Source organism: Aureivirga sp. CE67 (assembly GCF_015767245.1).
Lineage (GTDB): Bacteria > Bacteroidota > Bacteroidia > Flavobacteriales > Flavobacteriaceae > Aureivirga.
The window spans coordinates 80,116-98,927 of sequence record NZ_JADOTV010000011.1; the positions used below are offsets into that span (position 1 = coordinate 80,116).

The following is an 18,812-nucleotide window of genomic DNA, read 5'->3' on the forward strand; positions in this document are numbered from 1 at the left end:
TGATACTCTTTAAAGTAAGTTTAAAAATCTAATTTTTGTCTTATAAATTGATTTACTGTTTTTAACGCTTTTTTATGATTATTGTTTTTCCAATCAGAATTTTTAGAAATAATTAAACCATCATAATTATCAATTTTTAAATCATCATTGTTATTAGTTATTTCTTGATAAAAACTTACAATTTCTTCGGATTTATTGTTTTTTGTGTTTGTCTGAATAAGGATAGGAGGAAGTAGCTTACAACAATTTTCGGAAATTTTTATGTTTGAATTACTTGAGTATGGAGATGAAATAATTAGAGCTCCAGGACTTTCATTTTTAGAATTGATAAGGTTTACCACCGAATTAAAAGCAATTTCACTACCTTTCCCAATACCATAAAAAACGATATCATTCAATTTATAGCCATCATCTAATAAATACTTTGTTATATTCAAAGAATTGTAAACTGAGTTTCTAGAAGTATCATAATTTTGTTTAATACAAATAATTCTCATTTTAGTTTTATGAGCTAAAGGAATGACGTTTTTTAAAGAAGAAAAAATGTTTTGATCTCCATGCACATAGATAATAGCTTTTTTATTATCCAACCATTTATGAGGTCTTACTTCAAGGATTTTTGTATCATATATATGATTTACAGAAATTTCAGGTTTATATAAATCTAGATAATTACGATTAATACCTAAACTTTTATGCACATAACTCTCCTTGAAAATAATTCTTTTAGGAATATTTTTAAAAGGTAAGTTCTCGATATTAGTTGGAATCAAATGATTGCTATTTACGATAGAACTCGTTCTTGAATTCATCACTATAACTTTCTCTGAAGAATTTTTGCAGCCTATAAGTAGTAATGTCAATACTATAATAAATGTAGTTTTTAAATCCATATCATCTTCTCTAAAAAACATTAATAAAAACAACATAAAATCGATTGTTAATAATTCAAATAAAACATGTTAAGAACATTGTTAATAAGTTTGATTATTAGCTTGATTTTCTATTATGAAATTACGAAATTTATTTCTAATATGTAAGAAATTGCTATAAAACTCTTAAAAATAATAATATATGATTGTTAATTTTTAATTCCTTTAATCTAAATATTGAGCTTGTTTTTATTAAGTATTTTTCAAATTTATGTTATAATAATGATAAATAAGATTTAAAAGTTAAAATATTGAATATTATGTATTTAACTGTTTAAGCTCTTTTTTGAAATAATATTATGTTTAATAGAAAAATAGTTTTTTACTTATTTTTAGAAAACTTTATAAACAATTTTAGTACTCAAATTTGATTTTGTCAAATTCATTTAATTGATGGAGTAGTAATGTTTTTTATTCACATTATTATTGAAAAAATATTAGTTATGTAATTGTGGTTATCTTGCTTAAGTGTAAGATAATCAATTGGTTAAAACTGTAATTTTAATCTAATTTTTTGGATGAAATAGTTTTTTTTCGTACTTTGAATAGAGAAAAATAAACCAAAAAAACCATTCATTATGATAAGACAAATAAACAGTTACAGAAAAGACACTTTAGTTTATGAAGTGAATAATTTACCTACAAATAATGACCTCATTAGAATAAAAAATGCTATACTACACAAAGAAAAAATGCATGAAAGTGTAAATCTTTTTTTTAGAATAAATTCAAAAGACTCGTTAATTTTAAGGTATTTAGAGAAATTCAAAATGGATTTAAATAAAATAGATATTATTAATAAAGTAGTTTATATAACTAAAAGAAACTCTTCTAAGATTTCAAATAACTCAATAGCTATTTTTGCTGAAAAGTATTTTAATGAAAAAGAAGTGAATAAAGCTTGGAAATGGGTAGAAAGTGAATAAAAACTAATTATATAAAATTTGAAATCTAAATCAGACACATCTACTATAAAAACGACTTTAGGATATTTATTTGGAATTTTATCAACACTTTTTTGGGCTGGTAATTTTATCGTTGCTAAAGAAGTTCAAGAAGTCATTAACCCCCTTGTATTAAATTATTCTCGATGGCTAGTCGCTTTTGTAGCAATCACACCTTTTAGTTTTCATCTTTTCACAAAAAAGAATTTCAATTTAATAAAATCAGATTTCAAGACTTTATTAATAATTTCTATAACAGGAGTTTCTATATTAAATTCCCTTATTTATTTAGCAAGCCAATCAACATCTGCTATAAATCTATCGTTGATTGAAACATTTTATCCTATTTTTTTAATTATTCTTTCTATAATATTTTTAAAGTATAAAATCAAATTTGTTGGTTTTGTAGGAGTAATTATCACAATCATTGGTATTGCTATTCTTATCTCCAATGGATCCATTGAAAATATTATTAAATTAAAATTCAAAATTGGTGACATATATATGTTACTTGCTTCTTTTTCTTTTGCGATTTATACTATCTTTTTAAAACGTAAAAATCCCGAAATTACAAACCATCTGGTGATTTATGTTACCATAGTGATTGGACTTTTAGTCATGACACCTTTTTATTTTTTAGTGGATAGTGAAGAACGAAATCTTGTCTTCGATGAAAAATACCTTTATTATATATTATATATAGGAATCGCTGCATCTCTTTTAGGATATTATCTTTGGGTAAAAGCCATAGAGTTTATCGGAATTATTAAAACGTCATTACTTTATTATTTAATTCCTGTTTTCAGTAGTTTATTGGCAAATATTATTCTTCATGAAAAAATTACTTTAATTGATTTGGTAAGTATGGTTTTAATTATTTCTGGTGTTTATATTTCAACAAGAAATAAAATGATCAATGAAAATAAAGAATAAAATTTGCTCTAGAATAAATTAAAAAATCAATAAAAAAAGACTTTGATTTCGATTTTCAATAAAGAATATTTAATAAATTTTGATAAAAATGTAAATAATTCATTTTGTTCCATTATTTCATTATTAATAAAAAAATCTTTTCAATTCATTTTGTAAAATGAATTCACATTAAAAATAACATATCTACAACACATTAAACTTATCATTGATTTTACGAAAAATCGTCTATTTGATAGGCTTTTTACCCCTAAAAAATGAAAATTTAATATTAATTTTGCTGAAACATTTAGAGTACGATTTACATGGAGTTAAGACATATTTCAGATTTACAAAAGATAGTAGATTTACACCCAGAAAAAAAGAAATTAGTGTTATGTGCAGCTGGTGATGAGCATGCTTTAGGAGCTGTTATCGAAGCATATAATAAAGGGTTAATCGATCCTATCTTAGTTGGAAAAAAACTAGATATTGAAAAAACCGCTAAGGTTTTCAATTTTGACTTATCAAATGTAACAACGCACTACGAAAGAGATATTCAAGCAATTGTAAAAAGATCTGTAAGCTTAGTTACAACTGGAGAAGCAGATATCTTAATGAAAGGAAAACTTTCTACAAAAGAATTACTTTCGGGTGTTTTAAATAAAGATTGGGGATTAAAGACAAAACGTTTCCTTTCACACTTCGCAATTTTCGAAATTCCAGAATATCATAAATTATTAGGAGTTACGGATGTAGCTTTCAACATTGTTCCTGATTTACAAGCAAAAATTGAAATTGTAAACAATGCAGTAGGATTTGCTAGAAAATTAGGTGTTGAAAAACCAACTGTTGCAGCTTTAGCAGCAGTAGAAATGGTAAACCAAAAAATGCCTGCTACAACAGATGCCGCTTTACTTTCAATTATGCAAAGAAGAGGGCAAATCAAAAACTGTATTATCGATGGACCTTTAGCTTTTGATAATGCAATTAGTTTTGAAAGTAAAGAATCAAAAGGATTAGGAGGGCCAGTTGCAGGTAACGCAGATATTTTATTAGTTCCAAATATTGAAGCAGGAAATATGCTTTATAAATCATTTGTATTCTTTGCAAATGCAAAATTATGTGGTATCGTATTAGGAGCACCGTTCCCAATCGTACTTACATCAAGAGCAGATTCAGAAGAAACTAAGTTTAACAGTATTTTATTAGCAGCAGCTTCAACATCAAAATTATAATGGAAAATAAAGGTATTTTAGTAATAAATCCAGGTTCAACTTCTACTAAAATTGGAGTTTTTGAAAATGATCAATTAGTTTTTGAAAAAAACATTCATCATAACAATGAAGAAATTGAACAATTAAACACAATTGAAGATCAAATTTCTTTTAGAAAAAATATTATTTTTTCAGTTTTAAAGGAAAACAATTATGATGTAAACAATCTTGCTTTAATCATGGCAAGAGGTGGACTTTTAAAACCTGTTTTATCTGGAGTTTATCATGTAAATGAAACAATGTTACACGATTTAAAACATGCTCCAAAATTTCATGCAAGTAATTTAGCTGGATTAATAGCTAATGAGATTGCTGAAAAACAAAACATCAAAGCATATATCGCAGATCCTGTGGTTGTAGATGAACTTTCAAACTTAGCTCGTTTTACTGGTCATCCAGAATTTTCTAGAATTTCTATTTTTCATGCTTTAAACCAAAAAGCTGTAGCTAGAAAATATGCTGCTTCTATTGATAAAAAATATGAAGATTTAAACTTAATTGTTACGCATATTGGAGGTGGAATCACAGTTGGTGCTCACGAAAAAGGAAAAGTGATTGATGTAAATCAAGGTTATGATGGTGAAGGGCCTTTCTCACCTGAAAGATCTGGAACTGTACCTTCTGGAGATTTAATCAAAAAAGCTTTCAGCGGTGAGTATACTGAAAAAGAAATGCATGAAATGATTGTTGGTAAAGGAGGAGTTTCAGCTTACCTTGGAACAAACAACATGATTGAAGTAGAAAATAGAGTAGAAGCTGGTGATGAAAAAGCTACAGAGGTTTTAGAAGCAATGTGTTACCAGATTTCTAAAACTATCGGAAGTATGGCAGTTGCATTAAAAGGTAATGTAGATGCAATTTTAATTACTGGAGGTGTTGCTCATAGTGATTTTGTTACTGCAAAAATTGAAGAATACACAAAGTTTATTGCTCCAAATTCTGTTTTTCCAGGAGAAGATGAATTAGAAGCTTTAGCATATAATGGTAGTTTAATTCTTCAAAACTCAATTGAAATTAATACATATCAATAAAAATATTAGAATTCTAAGAATTTAGAATTGAAGATTTTCATTTAAGGTTATAGCTCATTTGTACCATATTGGCTTTGGTGCAAATGAGCTTTCTTTTTTTGTTTAATTTTTCTTTTTAATAAAATCTGCGAGATATTTTGCATCTTTAGCAACTCCACCTAAGGTTGCAGATCCTCGTGTATGCATCCAAGGAAGTCCTATAAAGTACAATCCTTCCATATTACTTACACCTCTAAAATTATTTGGATATCCTTTATCATCTAAATCTAAACCTTCAATCCATTTAAAATTTGGTTTATATCCTGTTGCCCAAATAATATTTTTGATTGTAGAAATTTTTCCTTGTTCAAAAATAATTTCTTTACTATTCGCATCATTTGTTCTACCTTTAGACGTAACATTTTTTCTAGATAAAATTTCTTTCACATCTGTTCCAATTACCGGTTGAGGTAATGAACTAATTTTTTTTCCGATCCAACTATATTTAGTGAAACTTAAAAAACCAATTAAGGTGAACCACCACCAAAGTGTTTTTCCTAAAAATTGTTGAGGTATTGTTTTTACATTTGTATTACCTGAAAAATAGACATTTCTTGAGCTATCTCTTGAAACTTCATCTAAAATTTGATAACCTGAATCTCCTGCACCAACAACTAAAGTATCTCCCTCTTTAAGTTGATGCACCCCTTTATAATAATTACTATGCATTTGAAAAACATCTTTTGATATTTTAGTATGGCATGCAGGTGTAAAAGGAATATGAAATGGTCCTGTTGCTATAATAACATTTTTGGCTTCAAAAATTTTAGCATCAGATTTAATAAGATATTTGTCTCCAGATTTTGAGACAGCTGTTATCAAAGTGTTTAATTCAAGTGGAATATCAAATTTCTTCACATACTTTTTAAAATATTCACTTACTTCGAACTTTGTTGGATAATGACCTTTTGGAGCATCAAATTTTAGTCCTGGTAAATGATTGTATTCTGTTGGTGTAAATAATTTTAACGAATTCCATCTATTTAACCAAGAAGCACCTATTTCTTTTTCACCATCAATAACAATAAACTTTTTATTCATTTGTTTTAAATGATAAGCCATTGCTAATCCTGCTTGTGCTCCACCTATGATAACATAATCTAACATTAATCTTAATTTTAGTTTGAAGCCTGCAAAGGTACTTACAAAAACTCTATTAGCTTGTAAGTTTTATTAGTTATTTTTAAATATTTAAGAAATTAATGAAAAATGTTATTATAAATACAATATGTCTTTTAAAACTTTTCAATTTATGATATATTACTCTTTTGTTAATAATAATATTTTTTGCACTTTTTTAGAAAATAGAATAACTCAAAGCATAGTAAATTGCCATTAAACCTGAAAAAATAGCACTTGCCAAAAATCTATAGGTAAGTTTGATTTTGTTTTGAATTAAATAATTCGCCAAAAGTGAAAGTGGAATATTTCCAAGAAAAGAATAAAATCCGATTAAAAATAAATGCCAAGTTACATCTTGAATTTTTCCACTAAATAATTCTATAAAAAACAAATGTCTCGTAATCCATAAAGGATTAAAATAAGCAATAGCTAGTAAAGTTTTAAAAATTGTTGTTTTTCTTTCTGAAAAGTTTTTAGTTTTTTTTTCAATCCATGCAAAATAATTTGGAATTTCGGCTGCATACAAAGTTGCACCTATAAACATAATTCCAAAAAATCGCAACCATGAAAAGTTATCTAAAATCAAAGCTGCGATAGAATCTCCAATGCTATAAACCAAAGCACCACGAACAATATTATATTTTGTGTAAATTACTTTGATGGATTTTTTTGTTTTAAAGGTTCATATAAACTCATCAGTACTTTTTCTGGTGTAAAAGGCGAATGAAATTTTAAATCATAATTATTATTAAAACTTTCAATAGCATTTTGAATCGCAAAATAAATCCCAATTCCATACATCAAAGGAGGCTCTCCTACAGCTTTTGATTTATAAATTGCTGCCGAATCATTTTCTGTTTCTAGAGCTTTTACTTTTATTTCTTTTGGAATTGAAAACAAATCGGGGATTTTATAAGTTGAAAGACTATTTGAAAGTAATCGTCCGTTTCCATTATAAGAAATTTCTTCTGAAGTCATCCATCCAATTCCTTGTACCAAACCACCTTCAATTTGACCTAAATCCACATCTTCGTTCATAGATTTTCCAAAATCATGAACAATATGGACTTTATCAATTTCATAAATTCCTCGTAAACAATCTACTGTAACTACAGAAATTGCTGTTCCATAAACATGGTAAGAAAACGGATGTCCTTTTTCTTTTTCTCTGTCGAAATTAATTTCTGGAGTAATATAATGTCCTTTTTCAGATAATTGCGCTCTTTCTTTTAAAGCTAATTCAATCAAATCTTCCCAGACAATAGATTTTTGTTTACCTTTAATTTCATTGCTTTCAAAAAATAAATCTTCTTCTTTTTCATCAAGATGATTTGCCGCTATTTTCTTCAAACGATCTTTAATCAAATTACATGCTTGTAGTAACGCTTTTCCATTTAAATCTGTAGTAGAACTTGCAGCAGAAGGCGAAGTATTTGCAACTCTCGTTGTGTTTGTGGATTCAATTTTAATTTTTGAAGTATTTAAACCAAATTCTTTTGCAGCAATCTGAACAATTTTAGTATTCACACCTTGTCCCATTTCAACAGCTCCAGTACTAATTCCAACACTTCCATCTTGATAAATATGAAGTAAAGCTCGTGCTTGATTCATAGAAATAACAGTGAAAGAAATTCCAAAAGCAATAGGCATAATGGAAATTCCTTTTTTGAAATATTTTTCTTTTTGATTAAAATTCTCAACTTCTTTTTTCAACGAATCAAAATCAAAAGTTTTTGTAGCAATATCCCAGCATTTTTTAGTTTCTACTTTTTTAGCTTTTTGTCCATAATAAAACGAATCGTTTTCTTGAATTAAATTTTTATACTGAATTTTTTCTTTAGAAACTCCAATTTCATTTGCTGCTTTTGCAATAGCACTTTCTATCACAAACATTCCCTGAGGCCCTCCAAAACCTCTAAAAGCTGTATTTGGAGGTAAATTTGTTTTACAACTATAAACACTGGTTTTTACATTTTCTATAAAATAACTATTTGTAGCATGAAACATTGTTCTTTCTGCTACAGCCAAAGATAAATCTGTTGCAGCACCTGAATTTTGTAGATATTTTGCTTCAAAAGCTTTTATTTTTAAATCTTTTGTAAGTCCAATTTTAAAAGTAGATTCATACGGATGTCTTTTTCCTGTCATGTATAAATCATCGTGTCGATTTAATATAATTTTTACTGGAATTTTCAGATGTTGAACAGCAACAGCAGCCATCGTGGACCAAGCAGTTGCCTGATCTTCTTTTCCACCAAAACCACCACCAAGTCTTTGCACGTCTACTTCAATTTTGTGCATCGGGATTCCTAAAACTCTAGAAACAATAACTTGAATATTTGTAGGTGCTTGTGTAGAAGCAAATATTTTTAATCCATCATTTTCCTGTGGAATAACATAACAACCTTGAGTTTCTAAATATAAGTGTTCTTGTCCGTTAGAAAATGTTTTTCCTTCAAAAATAAAATCACAATTCTCAAAAGCTTCCTTAGTATTTCCTGAACAAAAATGACGAGGTTTTCCTAAAATCATATTTTTTTCATAAGCTTCACTTGCGGTTGTGATTGCTTCCTCTTCTTCAATATTTATTTCAATTAAATTTCTTGCTTGTCTGCCCAAAAATTCACTTTCTGCTACAATCAGAGCAATAGGTTGTCCACAAAATTCGACTTCATCTTTTGCCCATAATTCTTCATCTTGAACAACTTTTCCTATTTGATTTTCACCAGAAATATCTTTATAAGTAAAAATTCGAACAACACCTTCTGCTTTTTCAGCTTTAGAATAATCAATAGAAATAATTTTTCCTTTTGCAACAGATGAGGCAAATACAATTCCATGAAGTGTATCGCTTCTTGTAATCATGTCATCTATATAAATTGATTTTCCAGTAACATGTGTCCAACTATCTTTGTTTTTCATGAAAATAGATTTTAAAAAATGAAAGGAGTTAAAGTCATAAAATGAATTTTGACTAATTGTTTTGCTAATAATCTTTTATAATCAGAACTTCCTCGCACATCGGAAATTGGTGCAATCTCTTGATCAAGTATTTCTAAAGCTTCTTCAAAAAGTGAAAAAGTAAGTTCTTTATTTAGTAAAAAATCAATTGTCTTTTTTGTGTAAAATGGAACCGGAGCAACACCACCTATACTTAAATGTATTTCTTTTATGAATTTGTTTTCCAATTCAATTTGCATCGCAGAATTTACACTTGCAATATCTAAATGTGTTCTCTTGGAAACTTTTTCAAAATGAAAATCAATTGGTTTTTTAGAAATCGGAAAAGAAATGAAAGTAATTATTTCTTTTGGAAGTAAATCCAAGGTTTTGTATCCTAAATAAAAATCTTTTAGAAGAATTTCTCTTTTATTATTTGGAGATTTAATGGTAAGTTTTGCATGAAGAGCAAGTAGGATAATTACAACATCTGCAATAGGAGAGGCGTTTACAATATTTCCTCCAATTGTTCCCATATTTCGGATAGGAGCAGAGGATATTTTTTTAAAGTAAACTTCTAAACTTGGAAAAAGTTCTTGTAATTGTTCGTTTTCCAAAAGTTCACTCATTGTCGTTTTCGCATCTAAAATACAGTGATTATTTTCAAATTGGATTTTTTCAGAATTTTCAAAATGTGTAATTAAATGCAGATCATTTTTCTTCAAATTATCTGCTTGTTGCACATATAAATCAGTTCCGCTTGCAACAATTTTATATTTATGAGTGGATTCTTTTTTAATTTTCGGAATTTCACTTAGTTTTTCTGGAATTTCTTTTAAATATCCTGGAACAAAACCTTTTGAAATTAATTCTTCCAAACTTGTTGTCGAAGTAGTTTTTTCTTCAATTGCATCCGCAGCTTTTTCTATAGATTTATACCCAGTACATCTACAAATATTTCCGCTAATGCTATCTAAAACAGTAGAAAGTTTATGTGAATTATGTTGTGGTTTTTGCAAAACATATCCAGAAAGAGAAACCACAAACCCTGGAGTGCAAAAACCACACTGAGTTCCTTGATGATTTACCATTTCTTGCTGTGCAATATTCAAAGAATTTTCTGGAGTTAAACCTTCAATAGTCAAAACATGTTTTCCATGAACATTTCCGAGTGGAGAAAGGCAAGAAGTGATATTATGATATTGAACTTGATCATTTTTTAATTCTCCAATCAAAACGGTGCAAGCTCCACAATCTCCTTCTCTACATCCTATTTTTGTTCCTTTTAAGTTTTGATTTTCTCGTATAAAATCTAGAAGTGTTTCTCCAATAAAAGTATCTGTTTCAATTTTTTTATTATTCAAAATAAATGAAATCATAAATTGTTTTTGTTTGATTATTAAAGGCTCATTTAAAATAATCAAACTATTTGTCAATTCAAAAAGAAGAAGTAGAAAAGTGTTTTTTCAAAAAAGATGTGAATGAAATTATTTGAAAATAATTATCTTCGAAAAATAAAATAATGATAATATGAATCTGAAGTTTTTAAGTGCTTTATTATTTGTCTTGATATTTATGATAAGTTGGTCAATTTTATATTTCTTTTTTGATCAAATACATAATAATTTTAAAGGAGCAATTTCTGGAGTTATAGCAATAATATTTGCTCCAAAAATAATAAAAGCAGAATCGCAATCTGGAAGAGTTATACAAATAAAATGGATATTTTTGAGTAAAGTAATCAGTCTGAAAAAATAAAAAACCTAAACCAATTAAGGTTTAGGCTTGAAATCATTAATTACTTACAATTATGATAAATATCTTTTAAGGTCTACTTCTGCAATTTGATAATGAGATTCATGTTTTACAACTTCTCCATTTTTGATAATCAACATTTGCGGAGATTGATGAATTACATGAAAAATTTCAGCAATTGCGTTTGAAACACTTCTGTGTTGTAATAAATCTAAATAATAAAAATCTGCTTCTTTATAATCAGATATCGACCTTTCAAATTGTCTTAACACTCCACGGCTCACACCACATCTTGTACTGTGTTTAAAAATAACTACAGGTTTTTCTTTCGAAATTTCCTTAATTTCATCCAAGGTTTTTAAATCTCTTAATTCTTTCCAAGGCGAAGGTTTATTTTCTCCCGCATTATTAGTATCTGTACTTTTAAATATATTTTTTAAAATTCCCATTTTTTTAGTTTAATATCTTGGTCGACAAAAGTATTCAAAAATTACAGAACATTACGTTTAGGTTAAATTAAAGTATGTTCAATTATTTATTAAAGTTTTAGTAATCGTTTAAATTATTTGTTTGTTGTGATAAACTTAAAGTGTTATGTGGTTTTGGTAATTTAAGACGGTTTTTTTTGTTGAATAATAGAATATTAATTTTTCTTTAGGAGTTTAAAATAATTAAAAATAGTACTTTAAATAAGGATATTTTAAACGTTATATTTTTTTTGATTATAAAATGAATATGAGGTTTTTAGTATGTAAGATTTTGATTTTTTAAAGATTTATTTCATGAAAAATAAAAGAATTAATACCGATTTACCCCTAAAGTTTGATGTACATTCGAAAGAAAAAAACAAGTTTAAGAAGAATCAATTATTTCTTTTAGAGAAAATAAAAGAGAATAAAGAAATATTAAAAAGTCTTATAAATCAACATGTTTTTAGTTGTAATCAGTTTGATAGAGATATTCTTTTACAATTATTTAGACTTTCTATTTTACATGAATTATATCCAGAGAAATTCATAAATATTTTAAATGATAAAATTCTGATTTCTGCTTTTTATGAGCCAAGTACCCGTACAAGACTTTCTTTTGAAAGTTGTTGGAATCGCCTAGGAGGAAATGTAATTTCTATCACAGATGTCAAAACTACCGGAATTGGAAAAGGTGAGAGTTATTCTGATATTGCTACTATGATGAATAATTATGGAGATTGTGTTGTTTTAAGAGATGCAGATTTTAGTGTGATTATTAAAATGATGGGAGTTTCAAATATTCCTATCATAAATGCAGGGAATGGGTTATACGAGCATCCGACGCAAGCTTTGGCAGATTTGTATGCGATTTTTAAATGGAGACCAGATTTAATTGAAAAAGAAGTCGAGAATCCAATTCATCTTTGTTTAATCGGAGTTCCTTCAAGAATGCGTACCGTACGAAGTTTATTAAAACTCTTAGCGAATTTCCCTTCAGCGTTTAATAAAATCACCATAATTGTGAATATTCATGAAACTAATATTTTTTCGGATCATCAATATGAAGAATTAACGGAAAAAGGATTAAAAATAGAAGTCAAAAATGATTTAAATACTGTTTTGCCAAAAGCAGATTTAATATATATAAATACCATTACCTGGGAAGATGATTCGATGAAGGAATATGGCGCTAATTTTAAATTATCCATAGAATCTCCTTTAAAAAAAGGTGCAAAAATTATGCATCCTTTAGCTAGAAAAGGGGAGTTGTCAATCGATTTGGATCATACATCTTATAATCATTATTTTGTTCAAGCGAAAGGAGCAGTTAGTGTTCGGTGCGCATTATTGAGTTGTGTAATGAATGTAGCTTTTTAACTAAGATCAAAAAAATAGTAAAAAACCTTATTCATTTTAAGTATAAGGATTTCGTTTTTTTATAGAATTAAAATTCAATAAATGATAGAAAACTACTCTTGAATATTTAGGTTTTTTAATAATATTTCCTTTGGAAAATCAACAGCAAGTTCTGTAGAGATTTTACCATTATTCTTACCTATTGCAACCAAAAAATGAAAATAAAATTTTTCATCTTTTTCAAGCGGAGGGACATTCATCTTTAAACCTGAATCTACAATATCTGTAAAAGTCTGATACAAAAGTTCTCCATTATCTAGTTTTTTATAATCTAATTTATCTTTAAACCTTTTTGGAATCCAATCTTCATTTATTGCTCTATTTTTCATTACCTCACAATCTTCTGTACCGATATTTAAAGTGAATTCATCATTTTCAAAACAATAGGAATCTAAATGTTGTCCGCAATCTGGTCCAGAATAAATTCCTTCGGTATTTTTATCAATTAAACATTTAAAATCAAGTTTTTCATTTGAATGATTTATTTTCCAAATTCTAAAAATCCACCCTTTTGAATCCAAAATCTTAAAATCAGTCAAATCCATCCAATCCTTGATTTCTTGAAATGCGATAATTTCAATTTTATGTGCTTTTGTATGAATTAAAAAACGGTTTTCCTTTTTCTCAATTTTAATGTTGATCTCAGAAATAGAAAGGAAAACTCTTCCGAGTATTGTTTGAAATGAATCTATAGGTTTCATCATAATTGTAAAGAAACTTTAATTAAAAAGCAGCTTATAATTTATCTTTTGAATTTTTCCACCAATCTAACCATCTGTTTTTGGCAGTTTCAAAATCAACAATATAAATGATTTCATTTTCTATATAAAATTGCACTTCATGATCTAGGGGCTGTAAATAATATCCTCTAAATTGTATATCATTATTAATCAGATCATTTAAAAGATAGGAATGAGTAGAAGATCCATTATACTCTGTAGAGTTTGGATCATCTATAGATATGAATTCATAAGAAGGACTATTGTAAAAGTAATTATCATAAACAGTTTGCTCTATTTGGATATTATGAGGAAAAAGAATCTTGATTTTTTTTAAGTAGTTTATGTAAAAATATTTGTAAAAAGAATCATTTTCCAACTTGATACTTTTAGGTGATTTAAAATGAAACACTTTCTTACCAATAAAATCGGGGATATTTTGATGATTAAATGGATTATTTTTGATATCATATCTAAACAAAGCATTTACTAGATGCCAATCTTTTGATTTAGTAGTTTTTAATTTTTTTACAATGTATTCTATATCTACATCCCATGAATCTTTGACTAATAAATCCAAAATTGAATGTAATAAACTCTCATTTTTCTCAATTTCGAAAAGAAACAAAAGTGCATTTCTTGCTTTTTCATTTTTAAAGTCAAAAGGAAAAGCAATATTTTCGTTTCCAATTAAATTCAAAGTATAAATAACACCTAGTTTAGCCTCATGTTTTTTTGTTTGTTTATAAAAATTTAGCAGAGGTTCAATTGCTTTTTCTTCATAATTTGCAATTGAAAACATTAAATCAGTATAACCGATATAATATCCTTTACCTGTAAATTCAAATTTCCAATCTTTTTCAAATTTATAGATTAGGTCATTTAAACTTGTAATTGTATCTAACTTTGCTTTCTCAGAATCTCCCTCAAATAATTTATGATGTTTTATAGATTTTAAATATTCATTTTGATCATCAGAAATTTGAGAAAAAATGGCAGAGAAATTAAATAAGCATAAAATAAATAATAAATTTTTCATAGAATAGTTTTTGCTAATTTAATATTCTTCTTCTAATCTCTCTAATACTTTCTTAAAAAACAAAACTGCATCATTAACATTATTCACTTCAACTTTAATTTTTGCATTTTTCCAAAAAGATAGTTTTTCTGCAAGCTTAGCTTCTATAAATATTTTATTATCAAAAGCAGCAAAAGAAATTAATTTCTCTGAATGTAATTCATCTTTTTCAATAATAATCAAATGATTCATAGAGGTATGTCCAAAGAAAGTTCTTGAAGGAAATTCTTCATTGATTTTTTCAATCAAATCAAGCATAAGTTGATTCGAACTATTAGTCCTTTCATTATCCTCTTCTGATATTTTATAAAATTCTTTAAAAGATATTTGATTCTGAAATGTAGCTTTTATTAATGGCATTTTTTTGTTTTATGATTTAATAAAAAGATGAATTTGATCCATCAAAATGTTTTTTGAGTGCTTCAAATTCATCCAATTATAAAAAGAATTATTAATTGATTTTTCTTCAATTTGTCCATTTTTTATTTTAAACAAATGTGGAAACCTTTGATATTCTTCGAAATTATAAAAAGCTTGTGAAATAAATTCTTTATCAAAAGAAGAATCAATTTCTTTTCCATTCAAATAAATAATCTCCACATTTTTTGGTAAAAAAGGAATCAGATTCTTTTCAATATAATTCTTAGAATCTTTCCTGTTATTATAGCAAAAGAAACTTTTTCCTTCTAACTCTTTTAAATTATTAGAATACTTTTCTACGAAAGTTTGTTGTGAATTTGGATTAGATTCAAACAAATCAATAAAATAAAAGATAATTAAAATTGGAAGAGAGGAAATAATAATGAATACAATCAAGATAAATGTTAATTTTTTTTTTCATTTTACTTGTTATTTAATCTAAATTGTCCATTATTTTTTTTACATATAACTCATAACCTTTTAGAATCCTATGTAGTTTTTGTCCCATAAATAGCATATTATAAGCATAATCAACTTTTTTAAAAATATCTAAATTTGAAGGCTCAGATATTCTAATTTTCATTATGAAATTTTCACCCTTTTCATTAGTCTCTGTATTAAAATTTAAATGTTCATTTGAAAAATGTATAAATCCACTCGTATTTGAATATATTAGTCTAAATCCAGGATATAGTAGGTTAAGTTTCTCAGAAAGATAAAAATCAGTCATTTTATTTCCTTCAACATCTTTAATAGAATTTAAACGTACATTATTTGTGATTTTATTATAAAAATCTACTTTGTCATTAACAAGAGCTAATGCATATGCTCTCATACAACAATCAGCTTGTAATCGAATTAGGTTATTTGCTGTAATCCAGTTATTATTATCTACTAAAGTTCTAAAACCTCTATTTAATTCAATTGCTCTATGAATGATTGAAAAAATGTAATGACTAGGTTTAGCAAATACTTTTTCCTTTGTTTCTAATTCAAAAATAGAAGTAGCAATTTTATTTAAATTATTACTGTTTTTGTCAATTGCTTCATAAATTAAATTTAAATCTTCAATTGTTACATTTTTATTAATCTCTTGTTTATTCATAATTTTTTAAAAATTTTATTTTTATTAGTCTTTCTACAACCTCGGATCCACCATTTCACTTTCCATAGCTAAAATTCCGAAAACTCTTTCATGTGTTTTTCTTAAAGGTTGTTTTCTTACAAAATGTTTTAAAGCATCTATTCCCAAAGAAAATTCTTTTCTGGCTAAAGTTCTCTTTTTGGTCAAACCTCTATTTTTTAAACGTTTTAAGTTTTCTTGCAAATCATATTCTGGCCCGTAAATGATTCTCAAATATTCTTTTCCTCTACACTTTATAGCAGGTTGTAAAAACTCATTTTTATGATAAGCGATAAAATCTAAAGGTTTTACCACAAATCCTTCTCCTTTTTTATTGGTCAAATCTTCCCACCAAGCAATTGCTTTTTCAATATCTTCTTCCTTTGAGGTATCTACAATTTGGAATTTTGTTTTCAGCATAATTTTCGGATCCGCATGACAAATTTTCGCAATAGCTTTCATGTGCCACAAATGTGTTTTGTCATCATAGGTTTTTCCTTCTGTTGCCAAAATATGAAACGGAGCCAATTTAAAATCATCCAAATAAGTTACATCCCAACAATAATTTTGATACGAAGAAATGTATTTGTCAATTGCTTCCGATTTATGAGAAACTTTCTCTAAAACAGCATCCAAACCTTCGATGTTTCTATCTTTTGCTTTTTCCAATTGTTTTAAAGTTGCATTCAAAGATTGTTTCGCAGCACTTCCAACAGCCGAATATTGATTTTTCAATAAAAGCTGTGCTTTTGCCGACCAAGGCATCAATTCCGCATCCAAACAAACCCAATCAGTTTCAAACTCTTCCCAGAAATTCGCTTTCGTCAAAACTTCTGAAATTCTATAAATAAATTGTTGCTCCAAAGTTTTATTTGAAAAGAAATTTCTACCAGTTCTAGTATAGCAAATCCCAGGATTTTTAGAATCTATTCCAAAACGTTTTTTCACGACAGATGTATCTTTACAAATCACCAAAATTGCTCTCGAACCCATGTGTTTTTCCTCACAAATAATCTTCGAAACACCTCTTTTCTGATAATATTGAATCGCTTCTTTCGGATGTTCTAAATATTCTTCCAAATTACTCGTAGCACAAGGCGACATGGTAGGTGGTAAATAAATCATCCAACGTGGATCAATTCCCCAACGTGTCATAGTTTCCAAAGCAGGAATTGCATTTTCTTCCTTGATTAAAATATTGTTTTGTAATTCTGTATCGATATATTTTTTCCCTAAAAGATTATCAATTTCTAAAATTTCATCATTCATTTGTTGCGAAGAATTCTCAGTTTCATCCACATCAAAAGGTCTTGAAGGTTCGCAATACATTTCTTTCGCAGGAACAGAAACCAATTCCGATTCTGGATAACGAAGCGCAGTCAATTTTCCACCAAAAACACAACCTGTATCTAAATCCATTGTATTATTGAACCATTCCGCATTTTTCACAGGCGTATGACCATAAACAACTTTCGCTTTTCCACGATATTCCGAAGCCCAATTATAACGAACAGGCAAACCAAATTCATCAATTTCTCCAGTAGTTTCACCATACAAACAGAAAGTTCGCACTTCTCCAGAAGTTCTTCCATGCATTTCTTCTCGTAAACCAGCATGCGAAACCACTAAATTTCCATCATCAAAAATATAATGACTTGTCAAACCGTAAATAAATTCTCTGATTTGCTCTTTAAAAGCGTCTGTTTCATTTTCTAACTGTTCTAAAGTTTCTTTCAGTCCGTGTTTGGTTTGTACATTTCTTCCTTCCAGTTTTTTCTTCAATTTCACATCATGATTTCCAGGAACACAAAAAGCATTTCCATTTTTTACCATGCTCATTGCAAGTTTTAAAACCGCAGGAGAATTCGGACCTCTGTCCACCAAATCACCAAGGAAAATCACTTTTCTGTCTTCAGGATGTGTAACTTTTATTCCGAAATTTTCTTCATCTTCAGGATTGATTTCTATTTGATAATTTAGTTTTTCTAAAAGTGAAATCGTTTCATCATAACAACCGTGAATATCTCCAATAATATCAAAAGGACCTTTGAATTCTTTTTTGTCATTATATAATTTATCTCTAGAAATTCCTTCAATTTCATTGACTTCTTCTTCTGTTTTGAATTTATAGATTTTTTTAAAACCTTCTTTTTTCAAAAACTTTAAAGAACGTCTCAAACTACGTTTATGATTTCGAATCACATGATTTCCGAAATCACGATCTTCTCTAGTTTTATTTCTTTGTATCGAAACTTCTTCTGGTAAATTCAAAACAATTGCCACAGAAAGTACATGATGTTTTTTAGCAATTTTCAATAAATTCTTTCGAGAATCCGAATGTACATTTGTTGCATCAATGACCGTTAATAATCCTCTTTTCAAACGCTTTGAAACAATAAATTCTAACAATTCAAAAGTTTCTGTATTTGCGTCCATCGTGTTTTCTGCATTGGATACCATTCCTCTACAAACATCTGAGGATACTATTTCATATTTTTCAAAATGCTTTTTGGCAAAAGTACTTTTTCCAGCACCTGACGCTCCTATTAATATGACTAAAGCATTCTTTGGTATATTTATTTTTTTCATTTTTCTTTTCTTAATTAATTTTCAACAGTGGCTGAGGTTCTCGAAGCC

18 protein-coding genes are annotated in these 18,812 nt (G+C 27.6%); 6 read left to right on the top strand and 12 right to left on the bottom strand.

Annotation, left to right across the window (positions count from 1 at the left end):
* Nucleotides 1–20 precede the first annotated feature (20 nt).
* On the bottom strand, nucleotides 21–929 hold the full coding sequence (locus tag I0K12_RS13470; protein WP_196888650.1) for a hypothetical protein: 909 nt from the start codon (nucleotides 927–929) through the stop codon (nucleotides 21–23).
* 581 nt (nucleotides 930–1,510) lie between these two features.
* Here I0K12_RS13470 and I0K12_RS13475 point away from each other — a divergent pair.
* The 4 genes from I0K12_RS13475 (at nucleotide 1,511) to buk (ending at nucleotide 5,093) form a co-directional block, all read left to right on the top strand.
* Nucleotides 1,511–1,858: an STAS/SEC14 domain-containing protein gene (locus I0K12_RS13475; RefSeq protein ID WP_196888651.1), complete on the top strand. Its 348-nt coding sequence runs from the start codon at nucleotides 1,511–1,513 to the stop codon at nucleotides 1,856–1,858.
* 18 nt (nucleotides 1,859–1,876) lie between these two features.
* Entirely contained in the window at nucleotides 1,877–2,809 is a 933-nt protein-coding gene (locus I0K12_RS13480) for a DMT family transporter (RefSeq protein WP_196888652.1), read from the top strand.
* 302 nt (nucleotides 2,810–3,111) lie between these two features.
* A complete protein-coding gene (locus I0K12_RS13485) occupies nucleotides 3,112–4,023 on the top strand; it encodes a bifunctional enoyl-CoA hydratase/phosphate acetyltransferase (RefSeq protein WP_196888653.1) in 912 nt (303 codons plus the stop codon).
* A complete protein-coding gene (buk, locus tag I0K12_RS13490; RefSeq protein ID WP_196888654.1) occupies nucleotides 4,023–5,093 on the top strand; it encodes a butyrate kinase in 1,071 nt (356 codons plus the stop codon). The genes I0K12_RS13485 and buk overlap by 1 nt, the downstream gene beginning before the upstream one ends.
* Before the next feature lie 102 nt (nucleotides 5,094–5,195).
* On the opposite strand, the gene I0K12_RS13495 is transcribed toward buk, so the two are convergent.
* From I0K12_RS13495 to I0K12_RS13510, 4 genes are all read right to left on the bottom strand, one after another.
* The gene (locus I0K12_RS13495) at nucleotides 5,196–6,239 is read right to left on the bottom strand and encodes a flavin-containing monooxygenase (protein WP_196888655.1); all 1,044 of its coding nucleotides are present in this window, start codon (nucleotides 6,237–6,239) and stop codon (nucleotides 5,196–5,198) included.
* Between the two features lie 190 nt (nucleotides 6,240–6,429).
* Nucleotides 6,430–6,873 (bottom strand): hypothetical protein, encoded by a 444-nt coding sequence (locus I0K12_RS13500; protein WP_196888656.1) that lies wholly within the window; start codon nucleotides 6,871–6,873, stop codon nucleotides 6,430–6,432.
* A gap of 32 nt (nucleotides 6,874–6,905) precedes the next feature.
* A complete protein-coding gene (locus I0K12_RS13505; protein WP_196888657.1) occupies nucleotides 6,906–9,176 on the bottom strand; it encodes a xanthine dehydrogenase molybdopterin binding subunit in 2,271 nt (756 codons plus the stop codon).
* Between the two features lie 11 nt (nucleotides 9,177–9,187).
* On the bottom strand, nucleotides 9,188–10,573 hold the full coding sequence (locus I0K12_RS13510; RefSeq protein WP_196888658.1) for an FAD binding domain-containing protein: 1,386 nt from the start codon (nucleotides 10,571–10,573) through the stop codon (nucleotides 9,188–9,190).
* A 151-nt stretch (nucleotides 10,574–10,724) separates the two neighbouring features.
* Here I0K12_RS13510 and I0K12_RS13515 point away from each other — a divergent pair, with 151 nt between their 5' ends.
* Nucleotides 10,725–10,952 (top strand): hypothetical protein, encoded by a 228-nt coding sequence (locus I0K12_RS13515; protein WP_196888659.1) that lies wholly within the window; start codon nucleotides 10,725–10,727, stop codon nucleotides 10,950–10,952.
* 50 nt (nucleotides 10,953–11,002) lie between these two features.
* Here the strand turns inward: I0K12_RS13515 and ytxJ are convergent, their stop codons facing one another.
* The gene (gene ytxJ, locus I0K12_RS13520) at nucleotides 11,003–11,398 is read right to left on the bottom strand and encodes a bacillithiol system redox-active protein YtxJ (protein ID WP_196888660.1); all 396 of its coding nucleotides are present in this window, start codon (nucleotides 11,396–11,398) and stop codon (nucleotides 11,003–11,005) included.
* A 333-nt stretch (nucleotides 11,399–11,731) separates the two neighbouring features.
* On the opposite strand from ytxJ, the gene I0K12_RS13525 reads away from it, so the two are divergent.
* Complete coding sequence (locus I0K12_RS13525) at nucleotides 11,732–12,796, top strand: aspartate carbamoyltransferase (protein ID WP_196888661.1); 1,065 nt, start codon at nucleotides 11,732–11,734, stop codon at nucleotides 12,794–12,796.
* Nucleotides 12,797–12,888: 92 nt separating this feature from the next.
* Here the strand turns inward: I0K12_RS13525 and I0K12_RS13530 are convergent, their stop codons facing one another.
* From I0K12_RS13530 to I0K12_RS13555, 6 genes are read right to left on the bottom strand one after another with little or no spacing between them, the layout of a single operon-like run.
* A complete protein-coding gene (locus tag I0K12_RS13530) occupies nucleotides 12,889–13,539 on the bottom strand; it encodes a hypothetical protein (RefSeq protein WP_196888662.1) in 651 nt (216 codons plus the stop codon).
* Nucleotides 13,540–13,570: 31 nt separating this feature from the next.
* A complete protein-coding gene (locus tag I0K12_RS13535; RefSeq protein WP_196888663.1) occupies nucleotides 13,571–14,593 on the bottom strand; it encodes a hypothetical protein in 1,023 nt (340 codons plus the stop codon).
* 18 nt (nucleotides 14,594–14,611) lie between these two features.
* Complete coding sequence (locus I0K12_RS13540) at nucleotides 14,612–14,992, bottom strand: hypothetical protein (protein WP_196888664.1); 381 nt, start codon at nucleotides 14,990–14,992, stop codon at nucleotides 14,612–14,614.
* 9 nt (nucleotides 14,993–15,001) lie between these two features.
* Nucleotides 15,002–15,448: a hypothetical protein gene (locus I0K12_RS13545; RefSeq protein WP_196888665.1), complete on the bottom strand. Its 447-nt coding sequence runs from the start codon at nucleotides 15,446–15,448 to the stop codon at nucleotides 15,002–15,004.
* Between the two features lie 37 nt (nucleotides 15,449–15,485).
* Entirely contained in the window at nucleotides 15,486–16,157 is a 672-nt protein-coding gene (locus I0K12_RS13550) for a hypothetical protein (RefSeq protein WP_196888666.1), read from the bottom strand.
* A 33-nt stretch (nucleotides 16,158–16,190) separates the two neighbouring features.
* Nucleotides 16,191–18,764 (bottom strand): polynucleotide kinase-phosphatase, encoded by a 2,574-nt coding sequence (locus I0K12_RS13555; RefSeq protein ID WP_196888667.1) that lies wholly within the window; start codon nucleotides 18,762–18,764, stop codon nucleotides 16,191–16,193.
* Between the last annotated feature and the right edge of the window lie 48 nt (nucleotides 18,765–18,812).